This window comes from Chryseobacterium sp. StRB126, from assembly GCF_000829375.1.
Taxonomy (GTDB): domain Bacteria; phylum Bacteroidota; class Bacteroidia; order Flavobacteriales; family Weeksellaceae; genus Chryseobacterium.
On sequence record NZ_AP014624.1, the window covers coordinates 4090413 to 4105791 of the forward strand.

Sequence of the window (15379 nt, forward strand, 5' to 3'; positions counted from 1 at the left end):
CTAGCATTACTAGCAATGAAAGTTAACCAATACAAAACGGCTAAAATTACAGCCGCACTTTTATACTTTTCTTATTCTTTATCTCCGAAAGTCTATGCAGAAATCCCCTTTATTGCCAAAAGTCCTTTGCAGGTCTATTCGCTGCATACACAACAAAAAGGAGGCAATGTAAGTGGCCGTATAGTTAACGCAGAGGGCAAACCTTTAGCCAATGTGCATGTTCAATTAATCGGAGTGGGGAATACTTTATCTGACAAAGGAGGTTATTTCAAATTTGAAGGGGTGATGGATGGGAAGTATGAGCTGATAATTAGCTTAGAAGGTTATGAAAATATCACCCAAACTATTGAAGTGAACGAAGAGAATCATCAATTTGTCGAGCCACTTGTTATGCAGGTTGCACGACATAATTTGGATGAGATTGTTGTTACTGCGAGCAGATTAGCCGAACACATTGATGAGGTTCCGTCATCGATAACCTATATTGGAGGTAAAACACTGGACCAACAGCGACAGATCAACGATAATCTGCCATCTATCTTAATGCAAAAGGTTCCCAGTATATCGCCCAGCGAAGAAAGCCAAAATAACTTTATTGCCAAGATCCGTGGACGTAATTTCCTGGTGCTGATTGATGGCATCCCACAATCCACACCTTTGCGTAATGGTGGACGTGATCTACGTACTATTGATGCCAGTGCAATAGATCATATCGAAGTGATCAATGGTGCAACGGCAATGTATGGTAACGGAGCCGCTGGCGGTGTGATAAACTACATTACTAAAAAGCCCAAAAAAGGTAAAAAACTGAGTTCATCTACTTATCTCAATAATTCGCTAAGTTTGGTAAGACCAAACGAAACCTATGGCTACAATATTGCACAAGTTTTTTCCGGACAGATTGGTAAATGGGATTATGTCCTTCAAGGCAAAATGGGTCGTACTGGTGTTGTCCGAAGTTCCGATGGCACAGTAGTAAGCCCTTTTTATGGATTAGGGGAGACTAATTCTTATAATACACTTGCTAAAATCGGTTATCAGATTGCTCCCAATCATCATGTAGAAGTAATGGGAAACTACTATCGCAGCTTACAGGATAGTAAATATGCAGGTACGACCGGCAGGTTTGGTGAATCCCCGGCAGTTGGTATTCCTGCTGATGTGATTATTAATGGTGGTACCCCCTATAACAAGGCCTTACATTTAAAATATGCTGGTCAGTATGGAAAAACTGAGGCCAATCTGAGCCTGTATTATGAAGATATGAATACAGTCTTTGAAACTTACAATCAAAACTATTCAGATCATAAAGGAGCCAGACTTAATTTCAATACTCCATTTCAACTTGGTGCCACTTCCAAAATCTCCCTTATTTACGGTATGGACCTCCTGAAGGATCATACGGTGCAGAAAACTTTGAAAGACGAATTGGTGACACCGGATATGAACATGAATAATCTCGCCTTTTATGCACAGGGTAAAGTAAATATAGGTAACAACTGGATTTTAAAAGGGGGAATACGTTATGAAAATATTCGTTTTAAGGTTGGCGATCTGATCAAAAATGGTAAACTGACCGCTGGTGAAAATAATCATTCGGATGCTTTTGTATTTAATCTGGCAACACGGTATAATAAATATAGCTACCTACAGCCTTTTGCTTCCTTTTCACAAGGATATTCTATTGGTGATGTGGGGCTTATCCTACGCAACGGAGTCCCATTAAGCAAGATTGATCCTAAGCCTGTTGTCGTTAATAACTTCGAATTAGGAGTAAATGGTAAGATAGATTTCTGGGATTACCAGTTGATAGGCTATTATAGTACCTCTAAGAAAGGAACTACTTTCGCTGAAACTTCTGTACCGGGTAATTACGAACTGAGTCAGGTACCGCAACGTATTTATGGAGTAGAATTTGTTGCCAATGTAAAACCTGTTCAATGGTTGACCGTTGGAACTGTGCTGGGTTATATGGATGGCCGTCAGGATTTGAAAAATGAGGGGACTTTCAAGGACAAGCTGGACAATTCCATTATCTCACCTTTCAAAATTAATTTGAATGTTGATGTTAAGTTATCCCAGCAATGGAATGTATACCTACAATACCTTCATTTAGGAGGAAGAAATGTGTTTTCTCCTGAAGAATACAACTATGGGAAATATCCGATTTCAGGTTATAATCTTGTAGATTTACAAACGAAATACAAATATCAGCAATTTACTTTTTCATTCTCCATTAATAATCTATTCAATGCTGATTATTATCCTATTCATGCTGAAGTAAGAGGTGCAACCAATGAAGGTCGCTATTATATCAAAGGATCAGGAACAACGGCAAGTCTGGGGATACAATTCGATCTTTAAGCATATGGTAAACTTCTTTGTTTTCCAAACAACTTAATGTAATCATATCATTTGACTTTACCCCTTATATTTATTTTTCAAGATGACTTTGAATAAGCTAAAAAATAGACTTACTGAAAAAATCTGTACTTTAGTAGAACGTTCTGGCTTTGAAATCCCGCTCGTAAAAAGAACCAAGCCGTTAGTTGCAAACTTCACCCTACACCAACAAAAATTAACAAAATATGAAGAAACTTGAAGAACTCATAAACTTGGAAGAACCAGGCTGGGAATTAGTAACAGAATGGTTAAATGAAGCCAAAAATGAATATGAAATTTTACCAAAAGACGAGAGAAGAGCGGAAAAAGAACTTGTGAATGCTCAAGTCACAACACGATCGCCAATGGGTGCTGTAATCTATGAAACGGGAGGTATATTAATTGACAATGGCTGGCTAAGAATTTTAGGCTCAGGAAGTGAAAAACTTGACAGAGGTTTGGCTGAATGGAATAAAGGAAAAACTTTTAAAAATTATGGTGATCAACCTTCACATTTTTTAATTGCAGACGATATAATCGGTGGATATTTTGCCCTAAATGCTGGCGGAATTGGAAGCGAAATGGGGAAAGTTTATTATCTACCACAAGACACCCTTGAATGGGAATGTTTAGACATCAACTATTCTGAATTTCTTTATTGGGCTCTGGCTGGCGATATCGATACGTTTTATGAGATTTTCAGATGGAAAAATTGGCAAAATGACATAAAAAAAGCAAACGGAAATCAAGTGTATTCATTTGTGCCATTTTTGTGGACTAAAGAAGGAAAAGACATAGAAAAGACAAACAGAAAATTAGTAGCGATTGAAGAAAACTATAATTTGACTGTAGAATCTGGAAAACCTGCTCCATAGTAATCCGTTCAAATTGACCCGTTAATTCTGTATCGCTATTTCAGGACGGGACAATAAAAGAAAATTCAGATACTTGTATCAGGAAATAGACCGTTTTTTAGATTGTATATAGATTACAATAATACAACCCTTTAAATTTAATGTTTAAGGGGTTTTTATTTTCAATAGATCTTAACAAGCCACATCTATGTTTTGAGTAAAATATCATCAATAAATCCATTTGTTTTTTCCTAAATTACAGACTATAAAATGAGACAAAACAAATTAATATATGATAGTTACAGAATTCCTGTCCCAGAGGAGTTTGAAGCGGCATTCTCTCATTTCTATTTTGCTGAAAATAATTCTGAAATAGCAGTCACCAAAACCCTGCTCCCTTCCTTCCAAACCATCATGGTTTTTAATTTTGGGGCTCATGCCTTCTTGATTTCCAAACAAAAAACGAAAATCGAAGTTGGTAAATGTATTGTTTTGGGGCCTATTAAGTCTTCATTTGAATATTGTCACCCTCCCAACTCCAGCATATTGGTTGCTAATTTCAAGAATGATGCATTTTACCGTTTTTTTGGAAAGGCAATTCTATCTGATCATTTTCCAATCCACCCCGACGAAGCGATGGAAGAGAATTGTTTTAACCGCTTAGCATTGCAGTTAAATAATATTGATACAGCAGAAGAAAAAGTAAATCATATTCTCAATTTCTGTAAGCCATACCTCAACCAGCAAGATACCACCTCCAGCCTATTGGCTAATTTTAAATCGGATACGATGAATCCAATCAAATCCATTGCTGAACAAGTTAAGCAAAGTGAAAGAAACATTCAACTGATACATAAAAAACACTTTGGCTTCAGTGCAAAAGAAATCAACAGGTATCATCGCTTTTTAAAAGCTATTGAATTGATTCAACAGATAGATTTTACTAAAGAAAAAGTAAACTGGTTTGACATTATTAATCAGTGTGGCTATTACGATCAAAGCCAACTTATTCATGATTTTAAGCATTTCCTCAATTTATCTCCTAAAAATTATCTAAAGTTCCAACAGGATATCTGCCAAGCAACCAGCGAATAACCAATTTCGTTTTCTTACAATTTTTCCAGTGTCCCCTATTTTACTTTTGTACTGTTCAATCAATTAAAAGTAACAATATGAAACACCTTATTATCTATGCACATCCAAATCAGGAGAGCCTGAATGGTCAGATTAAACAATCTATTGAAAAAATTTTAGAACAGCAGGAACAGGAAGTAATCATCAGAGATCTTTACAGTCTTGGGTTTGATCCTGTACTGTCTCTGGATGATATGGCACAACAACGAAAAGGTATCGTTAATGAACTCGTCAAAAAAGAACAAGAATATATTTCGTGGGCAGATGTAGTAACTTTTATCTATCCAATCTGGTGGACTGGTATGCCTGCAATCATGAAAGGATACATTGACAGGGTATTTAGTTATGGATTTGCCTATCGTTATGACCAGGGAATACAAAAGGGATTATTAACGGGGAAACAGGCTATAATTCTTAACACTCATGGAAAATCTCATGAAGAATATTCAGCTATCGGCATGGATAAAGCATTATTACTGACTTCTGATAAAGGGATCTATACCTATTGTGGTTTCCAGATTAAAGAACATTTCTTTTTTGATAAGGCAGACCGTGCAACTCCTGAGGCCATACAAATGTGGTTATATAAAATCAGAGATGTATATACTATGACGAATAGTATTCAAGTAAAAAATGCTTAATAATAAAGGCTTTCATTTTTGCATTAGGAAAACTCTAAGAATTTGGATTTGATTTAGATTTTAGTATCGAAATAATTTGCTCAAATCGGGAGCTTACTAATTTTTAAAATCATGTTATCAACTATGAATTCACCCTATTAGATTCTGCTCTCGACTCTTTTCCCAGGAACCAGTTTCATCGAGAATTTTTAAATAAGTGGAAGCAGTTTCGTTATCATGGTACAGTGGATACATCTGATCGGTTAGCGCTGTAAGAAAGTCAAAGAAAACAGAAAAATCTTCCTTTGAGTTATAAAGTCCACCCCACTCGTCCAGAACCCAACATAACGTTTTGCCATCGTTAGCCGTAATTGAAGTGACGAGATGAGGAATATCCGCTTCAGTTCGTTTATAATAATCATAGTTTACTCCACCCAGCAATGATATTTCCCGGGCAGGAATTTTGATAGAGGTTATTTCAGAAAATAAAACAGCTCCGAAACAGGAACTGGTAAACCCTTCTTTATTTACCGTAATGATCTCTATCGACTGTCTTCTGGATGCTACTTTATACAGCTTATAAATGGATAGTAACATTAAAGGAAAGGTGAACAGCAAGAGCCAGTTCGGAAAATAGTCTTCCACAGGTACTACTAAGATGGTTGTTGTTAGCGTAATAGTCAGTAATGTCGAAAAAAACCAAAGCAGAATAGCTGCGGTCTTCTTGTTATTATTAAAATGGAATTGATAGGTCTTCATTACTGTCCAAAAGGTTAGTTAAATAAAGTGATTTCTTTCTAAAAGAAAAACCACAGTCTCCAGTAGTAAATGTATACATATTCAGCTAAATATTAGCACAGTAATGAATTCCTTTCCATAAAATCTCGTTCCAAATTAGTCTTTTAATATGGGAATTTTAACAAAACTATCGTTGTACCATTTCACTTTTAATGGTTCTTTGGCATCTTTAATGGTTTCTTCCGTTACTGTTTTGCCTGTTCCGTAATTTAATTCAGAAAATGGATTCTTATTTACATTGAGATACACTAATAATCTGCTTCCTTTGCTTAGTCGTTTGCTTACTAAGTGTGTATTAGAGAATGGAATGGTTTCAATAACATTTGGTTTTAATAACTTTCTGTGGGTGATATCATTTGCATAACTGGCCCGTCCTATAAAATAAGATAGGTGAAAATACTCTCCATTGGGCATTACTTCATATAATGTTACACCAATATCCATATCCAGCTTGTTGATGCTTGCCTTGATAGCTCCTAGAAATGAACCATTTATTAATATGGATTCTTTTAAAGGTTCACTCATAAAATTAAATCCATTGGCTGTATCTATTTCTTTCCGAATAAGGGGTTCCGGATAATAATCATTATTTGTTTTTCCTCTATCAGCAAAATCAACCTCTTGCGATAAAAAACTACTTTTAACAGGTTTCTTTGAGTTCAAAGCATAATACTTACCAGCCTTGTCATGGGTTAAGTAAAGTGTTAAAAAACCATTATACATTTTATCAATTGATGGGGCGCTCCGCCATTCATTGGCACCCATTACCTCATAGTTAATTTTATCCTTTAGAATTTCCGGTTTAGTTCCATTTTTTAAAATGTAATCAAACCATTGATAAGTAATTTTATTAATGTCAAACAATGCAACGGGATCAACCTTGTATTCGTACAGAACACTTTCTCCGCCGCTCTGTGTACCAAAATGCCCGTAAGGTCCGATGATAAGATATGCAGGTGTTTGCGGGCTATATTTTTGAAATTCTCTCAGATAATACAATCCGGAGCTTTGTCCATCATTGTAATATCCATCAAAAGCTAAAACCGGAATTTTTATTTGTGCAAAATCTTCTTTATAAGGTGTCATTTTTTGCCAATAACTATCAAAAGATGGGTGACTTATCCATCGTTGAAACCATTTATTAGGAACACCATCTATACTGTCTAATTTTTTATAGGCAACTCCAGTTTCCCACCATTTATTCTGCATTTCACGAAAACGTTTTCTGTCATTTCCGGCTATAGTATCCAGATATTTATTATTTCCAACATAAAATGACCATTCGTAATTTGGGTTGACGAAAATATTATTTTCTACAGGTAACCCCTGACCTGGTCGTGCAGCAACTGATGGTACAATTGTTTTAAGGGCTGGATGCAGGGTTTTACATGCTGCCCATTGAGTAAAGCCATTATAACTTCCACCATACATACCAACACTTCCATTACACCACTTTTGCTTGCTGATCCAGTCGATAACATCGTAAGTATCATTGCCGTCATTTTCATATGGAAATATCTCGTCAGGGCTAAATCTCTTTCCTCTTGCATAAGCAATAACACCCACGTAGCCATTGTCTACGGATCTCTTTAATGATATCATATCTCTGCCTTTATCTCTAACATAAATAGTGGATTGAAGGATTACAGGTTTAGGATTCTCATCTCCCTTTTTTCTCACAATCATTAAAGATAATGTTGCTCCGTCTCTCGTTTTTACTAAAACACTATCCTGGATGTTATAGATGCTTTTTAAATCCTCTAACTTTATTTTTCGAGTTTGTTGTGCTGAAACGGTGAAAAATGCCAGAAATAGAATGATGAAATTCAAAAATGGTTTCATTAGTTATTGTTAGTTTATTTGAGAAACTGGGAAGTTTATGTTACGTTTACTTATACATACCAGAAAACAGTTTCATTATTTTTTTTCAAAATAATGAGTTGCTTTTTTAAAGCACTAATGTAGTGGTAATTTGTGAATATAAATTATCTATATTCTATTCATTCAGAGTACCGGTTTACACTTACTGAACAGAGTCGGGGAAATTGATGACATTGCAGAAATGGTGTACACAGTTGCAAAAAGCAGCTTTATTACGGGTTTAATCATTAATGTTGATGGTGGTAAAGGTGCCGGGCGTAACCTAAGCTAATCCCGTTCACTGACCACTCTTAATCTTTTTTCTTTCGTATCTCCCCTACTCCTGCCTTAGTCAGCTTAATCGTTGAATATTCCCCCTTAGGATCTTTAATAAATTCCACTGTTCTGTTATCATCATCTGACCTAAAAAATTTAGTACCAGATTCCGGAAACAGCTCAATATCAAGATCTTTATAATAGAGCTTTCCATTATTTTCAAGAATATTAATACCCTCATAATTTCCTGTAAAAAGTGGGTAAAGTCCTCCATTGTTTTTAACCTTCTGATGATGATAAGGAAGTTCTACATCTTTATCAAAACATATTGCAGCCAATCCATATGCCAACATATATGCCGGAGACTGGTTATTAGAAAGAATAACAATGAACAAATCATCATTTACATAGCGGTTTAAGGAAGTCATTGCCCCAAAGAAACCTCCATCATGAGCAATTAATTGATGCCCCTGATTATAGAAAGGATTGACCACAAAGCCATATCCAAAATTTTGATCGTTATAAGAGGTAAACATCAGTTGTTTCATCTTTTCACTTAAAACGGTTGTGCCATATAAAGCTCTATCCCATTTTAAAAGGTCATCTGCTGTTGAATAGATACCATCATGCCCAATATTGAATGCCCAGTTGATGTAAGGATTTTTATTATAATTTTTTTCTTTTCTGGTATATCTGTCAGCCATATTGACGACTACTTCATCATTGGTCATCACTCCAGTTTCATTCATTTTCAATGGAACAAAAATGTTTTCTCTTAAATACTCCGAATAGCTTTTACCACTTACCTTTTCTATAATACGAGCCAGCAAATAATACCCAATATTACTATATGCCGTCTGCTCTCCGGGGGTAAATAAGGGTTTTTTTTGTACAATATGATTTAATACGTCATTCTGGGTTAAGGAAACCTGATTCAGATAGAGTTCATCAAAATCCATCGAAAGTCCGGACATATGAGAGAGCATCATATGAAGGGTGATCTGGTCTCCTTTTGGAATGTCTGGAAAATATGTATTCAGCTTATCGTCCACTGATAAAAGTTTACGTTCCGCCAGTTGAAGAATAGCTGCAGCAGTAAACTGCTTGCTTACAGAAGCCAAACTGTATTTTGTATTGGGAGTTGTTTTTATTTTCCATTCATAATTTGCATAACCATAAGCCTCCCGAAGAAGCACAGAACCTTTTCTGGCAATCAGTACAGTACCGCTAAATCCATTCACATCTACCTGGGCCTTCATATATTGTGACAACTTATCAGAAAGGCTGGTCCTATTCTTCATTGTGGTTACATTTCCTTCAATTACTTTATTTTGTGAAAAGCCTTTGAAAGGAAGCAAGCTGACTCCTAAAAGAAATATTAATTTTGAGTTTTTCATACTTATCGGGTTTTGAACATAGCATTTTTCTAATCGAACCTACAATAAAGTCATCTAAAAAAATAACCACTTACCCTATTTTCATTATTTAATCGTAGGCTTTTAAATGAACTTATTTTTTAAAATAATCCAATGCTATATTAAGACATTTTTAGATTATAAAATCGGTCTTGTAAAATTTCTACCAATTTTTCGCCGACTACCTGATATTTTGCTCTTGTTTTCAATTGCTTTTTCAAGTTGAGCATATCTTCGGGGGCTGCCCTAAAAGACTTTGTTTTATAGTTGGAATAACATCTCCTTCGTAATGGTCTTCAAATTCACCCTGACTTGTGCCAGCCGTATGATTTAAAAACTGTTTCCAGGTTGGGCTATTATTCTCCGTAAACTTACTTTTTGGTAAACGCCAGCGTTTTAAGTATTTATCAATGGGCTCATCCAGGTTAATTAACCTTTTTTCATCAAGGATATGGCAAAGAAGTGCTGTGATTGGCTTTGTGATTGATGCTGTAGAAAAAGCAGTGTTTACATCTAATTTTGCTTTAGAATCCATTGATTTAACTCCTACCTGGTTTGAGTAAACAATCTTATAATTTTCAAAAACAACAAGACTAAATCCCGGAAGCTTGTACTTTTCTAATTGCTTATCAATATACAAACTGTCAGTAAGAAAGCTGTAATCTCTTTTTGAAGTTGCTGCATTATCCCTTGTTTGACAGCTCAACATAATGAGTGCAGCAACTAGTAAATAAAAGGTATTTTTCATGGTATTATTTTCTTTTAGGGTAGCAATTTTTATCCTTTAACGAACCGTTTTTAATCTATTTCAAGACTGTATCGTAGATTTTATTCAACAGATCCTGTCTCATTTTTGAGTTTCTATAGTCAAGAAGAATGATAATTCCCCATTTTTTATTCCTGTTGTAGCAGATGATGGAAGACTGTCCCATAGAATCTCCTGATTTCGAATAAATGGTATTTTTATCATCCGTCATCATGTTCAGCCCCAATCCCATGTATCTTTTTTCATCTTTATACACTATTTTTTCCGTAATGACAGCAGCTTTTCCAACTGTTATTTCATTATTTAAAACTGCTTTTAAATAGGTAACCATATCAGAAGCATTAGATTTTACCAATCCTGCAGATGCGGTAATATTCCACTTGAAAAATTCCTGAATGCCTCCGTCCGGATTGTGAGCCGTCGTTATATTTTTCACATTAAAGTCCTTAGTTAATGTACTGTTCATGTGTAAAGGCTTTATGATTTTAGCTCTGATAATTTCATCATAGCTCTTACCATACACTTTCTCTAGTATTTGCCCCATTAAAGTATATCCTATGGTAGAATAACGAAATTGACCATAGTCTTTTAGCTCACTGCAGGTATTGATTATTCCCGCTAATGTTTCTATGGTCACACTGCTTACAGGCTGTTGCGGGTTCAGTTCCATCAATTTTGGAAAATCTAAATCAGGTAATCCAGACTGATGTGATGCCAAATCTGAAATTTTAATTTTGTTTCTAAGATTCGGCTGTAGTACATATTCTTTGGGAAGTAATGCGTCTATATAATCATCTAACTTTATTTTCTTCTCCAAAACTGCCTGGGCAATTAAGTTTGAAGTCAGTATTTTAGTGATGGATGCAATTTCGAAGATGGAATTTTTATCAATTTTCGTTTGACTTTCTGCATTCAGCTTACCATAGGCTGTATAGTATTCTTCATTGTTATTGATAAAGCCAACACTAATTCCTACCTCAGGATTTTTCTTATAATTATCGCTGATGATAGAATCAATTTTTTGGGTAATGTTTTGTCCAAAAGAAAAACTGCTTGCGAATAATAGTACTGCTAAAAATTTTGATGAAGTTTTCATTGTATCGTTTTTTTTATGTTTAAAAATTATTTCGATACAAAGATGTGGGAGAAAGAAGAATTAGGCGACCGAATAAAAGTATTCAGCCTCATTTGTGTAAAAAATAAGTACGAATCTCTACAAAAAAGAGTACGATTAATTACAAATCACTGATTTATAAATTTTTACGATAACTAGTTGGTGTATTGCCTGTATGTTTTTTAAAGGCTGTATTAAAAGAAGATTTTGAATTAAAACCAACTTCGTATAGAATTTCAAGGATCGTTACCTTACTTTTTGTTGTATCTTTTAAAATATCCATAGCATTCTCTATACGGTATGTATTTACAAAATCATAAAAATGCTGTCCTAATTGATGGTTGATGAGAAGTGACAAATCCCGAACCGGAATTCCTATGTTATTGGAAATATCCTGAATGGTTAACGAAGAATTTAGAAAAGGTTTTTCTTCAATCATATACTTCTTTAACTTGATAAGCTCTTCATTATATTCTCTTTCATCTATTGTGGGCTGCTCACTGCTCTTTTCTTCTGCAATAATCTCAGAAACGAGTTTTAATTTTGAATCAACATTTCTGAAAAGATCCGGGTTGTTTAATGCTTTGAATAAATACCAGCAAAAAATAAAAAGAGAGGAAACCCAAAGACTAATCTTTAACCCCTCAGAAATATGGGGATAATCTGAAAATTTAAAAATGTTTTTTAAAAGAGCTACCGCATATAAAATAGTCAGTACAACCGTAAACTGGAATAACCAATGATAGGAACTGATGCTTTTCCCTGCATAGTTTTCAAGATATAGTTTCTTAGATTTTCTCAGTACTCTAAAAACAGCAATAATGTAGCTAATAATCTGAAGATGTATTAAAATATGAATGAACTGGAACTCTATCATATTTTGGCGGTTCTGAATAAAACTCATTTTCGATGCTGCATCTACAGTATAAAAGCGGGGCAGTAAAACCAAATTAACAATTAAAAATGGGAGCAGATGCAGTAAATATTTGGGCTTTAACTTAAAATCAGAGTAGCACACTGATATTATATAGAAATAAAAAACAGGAATTTGCAAGAAAGCAAAGGTAGACCTAAACATTCCCAGGCTGGATGAGCCATCAACCATCATATTAAACAAAGGCTCACTAATATCTATTGCATTTAACACCAGAAAAACAGCAAACAGAGCATTACTTATTTTGTGCTTTGTTTTGAGTGTAATCAGAAAAAATGCCAGAAACAATGAAATGAATAAAGAGGTTGTATTTACAATAATTAATACATTAATTTTATCCATTCTTTACTCTTCTTTGTTTATGGTTATTTTATTTTTAAGCTTTTATTGGAATCCAAATGGTATTTTTAGATTTAAATTCCAGGTCGCACAAATATAGAAATTACATTGATATGATCAGAATTTTTTATATCCTGAGAAGTCATGAAGATAAAGGAATCTCACTCATCAATTTCCAAAATTCACAAAGTGAGGCACTTCCGTCGCAAAGCTATTCATTGGCAGAAGGTTATTTCGGTTACTGTTAAAATCAAACACTGAATTATAATCAAACGGAACACGAGGATAATAGGTAAAGGAAATCTGAATCCTGTTGAACACCAGGAACGGGTTATTAATGAGAACCCCCACTCCTATTTTAGTATTTGCACGGGTATTCAACAGCTTTTCATCCGGCATACCTAACCATCCTACTGCCATTGTTAAATAGGGACTGAAGTGGAAATTCTTCCATGTTTTATTGATGAACATCTGAAGCTGATATCTTAGCACCATTTTTTTAGTTCCAATATAATCTGCATTATAAACAGGAAACTCATCCGGCGAAGAAAGGTTAATTCTATCTTTATACGAATAATTATGCTGAGGATTTCCCAATGCTAAAGTAGGAGAAAAAAAGTGTCTTACTTTGGCAAATTTCCAATCCATAAGATTCGTAAAATACGTTCCGTCTATACGAAAAGACTCCCTATTTTGGCTGTCTTCATTAAAAAATCTTCCAAACTGGGCTTTTAGAGTGAAATATCCCAACTTTGTAAAACTGCCATAAGATGCAGAAACTCCCAAATAAGGATTCGTTTCTTTGTTTCTTGATAATCCACCCGCAATAAGGTTTATGGAGTTTCCGTAAGCAATATCCTCCGGCAAGTCATATTGGAAAATATTCTTCTGAACGGAAAAACGTCTGTTAATAAGCCCCACAGACACCAGAAAACTATTGTAAGAACTGAAATACTTGTATTGATCGATTCCCGGACTGTCTTTATACTGATAATTCTGAAATCTCCCTATAACTGCAATATTGCTGGTCACTTTTTCACCGGGATCTGACGAAACCGGGATCTGATAACCACCCCATAGATCCTGGCTGTATACTTTAATCTGAACCTCGGGAAATGCAGTATCTGTTTCCACCGGCAATAAAACATTTCGCATAAAATATTCAAAAGTGAAACCACCTGCCCATTTGGTTAAAGGAGAGAAAAAATCTCTTCTCACGTTAAAATTGATTCTTTCATTTCTCAAAAAGTCCCTTTCTCCAAGGATTTGGGCACTGATATAAGACCCAAAAAGATTATAGGTGGTATAACTTCCTAAAACATAGTCCTGTTTTTCTTTGGAATCATTTCTGTAAAGGAAATCTAATGTGTGGCCTAAGCCCAATACATTCTCTTCGGTAACTCCCAGTCCAATTTTACTGCCTGAATAACTGACTCTAGGCTTCAGGCTCCAGGAATCAAGAACTTTTACCACCACGTCAATAGAATCTTTGCTGGAAGTATCATCAGAAACGCTGATATTCACTCTGTTTATAAAAGGCATTGCCCTCATCAGACGTTCAGACTCATAGAGTTTCTGAGCATTATATTCTTCTCCTTCTTTAAAAAGTAAGTAATTATTAACGGTAGAGGCTCTTGTGGTGGAATGAAGATGGTCTGCAAACCAATCGTACCATTTTGATTTTTCTTTCTCATCTTTGGAGCCATATCCGAAAGGGTCAATAGTTTCGATCCTGATATTTCGGATATATCTTTTATTATAAGCTTCCTGTGGTAGTTTTTCTGTTCTGGATTTAACAGAGGTTGAATCTGCTTCCCTACGGAATATGAAACGATGAAGAAATTTAGTGACTTTTCTTTTATCTGAAAACTCTTCTATTTTATAATAAAGTGAATCTTTCTTTTCCTGTGCATTTAAAAAGAAAAAACCACTTAAAAAGAAAATTAAAATTACAATTGATCTAATCATTAGTCATCAAAATTCAATACAGTTTACAGCATCAATTTACAGGTCAACAGACCCTAAAATAGGGATAATTTCTTTTAAAGGTACTACTTTTGAATGAAAAGTCAAACTGCAATACCATTCAAAACCACTTAACAAATCAAAAGCAGACGATATTCGCCTTCATTTTCAACAGGAGCTCTATGCACACAAGGCAAAACTTTTTGTGCCGGATGATCTACTGCCAGTCTCCAAAGATGTCCTAATCCCAGATTGGTAGGCACTGCATTGGGTTTAGCCTGATAATGCAGATCGAAGAAACAATCTTTCAAGAAATCTTCAAACTCATCTTCAGGTCCGTCATGTAATTCTTTAAGTTTTTCCCGGATCTCAGGAACCTGTATTTTTTGTACAGCCTGGTCATTGGGCAATATATCACTTGCAGCACCGTAATAGGTACATAAAAAAGTATCTGTTCCAATGGGTGAACGATCTACATGGTACGAATAGACATCGGTTGAAATAAAATCAAACTCTTCGTCCCGATCATAGTTTTTAAGCAGATTGAGCGATGGTGAAGCTCCGAAATCCGTTAATAATTGTAAATCATTTAAAATTATTTCTCTGGCAATATTTCCTTCTTCCGACAGCCGCAATGCTAGAAGATCTTCAGTAGAAATTTCGGTAATACTTTCTTTCAATTGAAGCTTGGAAACAATTTCTTTAAAATCTCCGTCTAAATTCCTGTACCAGCACATAGCATTTATATCTCCCTGAAAATCGGTATGTATAAGTTCAGAAAATACAGAAACTATTTCTACTTGATGGTTATCGGAAAATGTCTTGTTCATATTTTAGAATAAACTGCTTGGTCATTTATTCTCTGCAAAAATAAGAAATCACATTTATTTACCTTCATCATCCAGAAAGCAGAATCTCCAAA

Annotated in this window: 12 protein-coding genes; 4 read left to right on the forward strand and 8 right to left on the reverse strand. The window is 34.9% G+C overall.

Going from position 1 to position 15379, the window contains the following annotated elements; all coding sequences use genetic code 11:
- Window positions 1-15 precede the first annotated feature (15 nt).
- The 4 genes from CHSO_RS26450 to CHSO_RS18500 all read left to right on the forward strand — a co-directional run bounded on the left by CHSO_RS26450 (window position 16) and on the right by CHSO_RS18500 (window position 5011).
- Window positions 16-2364, forward strand: coding sequence for a TonB-dependent receptor (locus CHSO_RS26450; RefSeq protein ID WP_045499248.1), 2349 nt, complete (start codon window positions 16-18; stop codon window positions 2362-2364).
- A 224-nt stretch (window positions 2365-2588) separates the two neighbouring features.
- On the forward strand, window positions 2589-3257 hold the full coding sequence (locus tag CHSO_RS18490; RefSeq protein ID WP_045499251.1) for a DUF2625 domain-containing protein: 669 nt from the start codon (window positions 2589-2591) through the stop codon (window positions 3255-3257).
- 249 nt (window positions 3258-3506) lie between these two features.
- On the forward strand, window positions 3507-4331 hold the full coding sequence (locus tag CHSO_RS18495) for a helix-turn-helix domain-containing protein (protein WP_045499254.1): 825 nt from the start codon (window positions 3507-3509) through the stop codon (window positions 4329-4331).
- 77 nt (window positions 4332-4408) lie between these two features.
- Window positions 4409-5011, forward strand: coding sequence for an NAD(P)H-dependent oxidoreductase (locus tag CHSO_RS18500; RefSeq protein WP_045499256.1), 603 nt, complete (start codon window positions 4409-4411; stop codon window positions 5009-5011).
- A 129-nt stretch (window positions 5012-5140) separates the two neighbouring features.
- Here the strand turns inward: CHSO_RS18500 and CHSO_RS18505 are convergent, their stop codons facing one another.
- The 8 genes from CHSO_RS18505 to CHSO_RS18540 form a co-directional block, all read right to left on the reverse strand.
- On the reverse strand, window positions 5141-5749 hold the full coding sequence (locus tag CHSO_RS18505) for a hypothetical protein (RefSeq protein ID WP_045499259.1): 609 nt from the start codon (window positions 5747-5749) through the stop codon (window positions 5141-5143).
- A gap of 135 nt (window positions 5750-5884) precedes the next feature.
- A complete protein-coding gene (locus tag CHSO_RS18510) occupies window positions 5885-7630 on the reverse strand; it encodes a CocE/NonD family hydrolase (protein ID WP_045499263.1) in 1746 nt (581 codons plus the stop codon).
- Window positions 7631-7959: 329 nt separating this feature from the next.
- A complete protein-coding gene (locus CHSO_RS18515; RefSeq protein ID WP_084221029.1) occupies window positions 7960-9321 on the reverse strand; it encodes a serine hydrolase domain-containing protein in 1362 nt (453 codons plus the stop codon).
- A 235-nt stretch (window positions 9322-9556) separates the two neighbouring features.
- The gene (locus CHSO_RS18520; protein WP_045499266.1) at window positions 9557-10087 is read right to left on the reverse strand and encodes a serine hydrolase domain-containing protein; all 531 of its coding nucleotides are present in this window, start codon (window positions 10085-10087) and stop codon (window positions 9557-9559) included.
- Between the two features lie 55 nt (window positions 10088-10142).
- On the reverse strand, window positions 10143-11201 hold the full coding sequence (locus tag CHSO_RS18525) for a serine hydrolase domain-containing protein (protein ID WP_045499269.1): 1059 nt from the start codon (window positions 11199-11201) through the stop codon (window positions 10143-10145).
- A 154-nt stretch (window positions 11202-11355) separates the two neighbouring features.
- Window positions 11356-12495 carry a helix-turn-helix domain-containing protein gene (locus tag CHSO_RS18530; protein ID WP_045499272.1) on the reverse strand — a complete coding sequence of 380 codons (1140 nt, stop codon included), beginning with the start codon at window positions 12493-12495 and terminating at the stop codon, window positions 11356-11358.
- Window positions 12496-12660: 165 nt separating this feature from the next.
- Entirely contained in the window at window positions 12661-14460 is a 1800-nt protein-coding gene (locus CHSO_RS18535; protein ID WP_045499276.1) for a hypothetical protein, read from the reverse strand.
- 128 nt (window positions 14461-14588) lie between these two features.
- Window positions 14589-15287 (reverse strand): hypothetical protein, encoded by a 699-nt coding sequence (locus CHSO_RS18540; protein ID WP_045499279.1) that lies wholly within the window; start codon window positions 15285-15287, stop codon window positions 14589-14591.
- Window positions 15288-15379: the final 92 nt, after the last annotated feature.

Bases quoted from the DNA above. Each gene is read 5' to 3' on its own strand.
- CHSO_RS18505 (WP_045499259.1), bottom strand. From the start codon at position 5,749: ATGAAGACCTATCAATTCCATTTTAATAATAACAAGAAGACCGCAGCT.
- CHSO_RS18530 (WP_045499272.1), bottom strand. From the start codon at position 12,495: ATGGATAAAATTAATGTATTAATTATTGTAAATACAACCTCTTTATTC.
- CHSO_RS18490 (WP_045499251.1), top strand. From the start codon at position 2,589: ATGAAGAAACTTGAAGAACTCATAAACTTGGAAGAACCAGGCTGGGAA.
- CHSO_RS18535 (WP_045499276.1), bottom strand. From the start codon at position 14,460: ATGATTAGATCAATTGTAATTTTAATTTTCTTTTTAAGTGGTTTTTTC.
- CHSO_RS18500 (WP_045499256.1), top strand. From the start codon at position 4,409: ATGAAACACCTTATTATCTATGCACATCCAAATCAGGAGAGCCTGAAT.
- CHSO_RS18515 (WP_084221029.1), bottom strand. From the start codon at position 9,321: ATGAAAAACTCAAAATTAATATTTCTTTTAGGAGTCAGCTTGCTTCCT.
- CHSO_RS18510 (WP_045499263.1), bottom strand. From the start codon at position 7,630: ATGAAACCATTTTTGAATTTCATCATTCTATTTCTGGCATTTTTCACC.
- CHSO_RS18540 (WP_045499279.1), bottom strand. From the start codon at position 15,287: ATGAACAAGACATTTTCCGATAACCATCAAGTAGAAATAGTTTCTGTA.
- CHSO_RS26450 (WP_045499248.1), top strand. From the start codon at position 16: ATGAAAGTTAACCAATACAAAACGGCTAAAATTACAGCCGCACTTTTA.
- CHSO_RS18495 (WP_045499254.1), top strand. From the start codon at position 3,507: ATGAGACAAAACAAATTAATATATGATAGTTACAGAATTCCTGTCCCA.
- CHSO_RS18520 (WP_045499266.1), bottom strand. From the start codon at position 10,087: ATGAAAAATACCTTTTATTTACTAGTTGCTGCACTCATTATGTTGAGC.
- CHSO_RS18525 (WP_045499269.1), bottom strand. From the start codon at position 11,201: ATGAAAACTTCATCAAAATTTTTAGCAGTACTATTATTCGCAAGCAGT.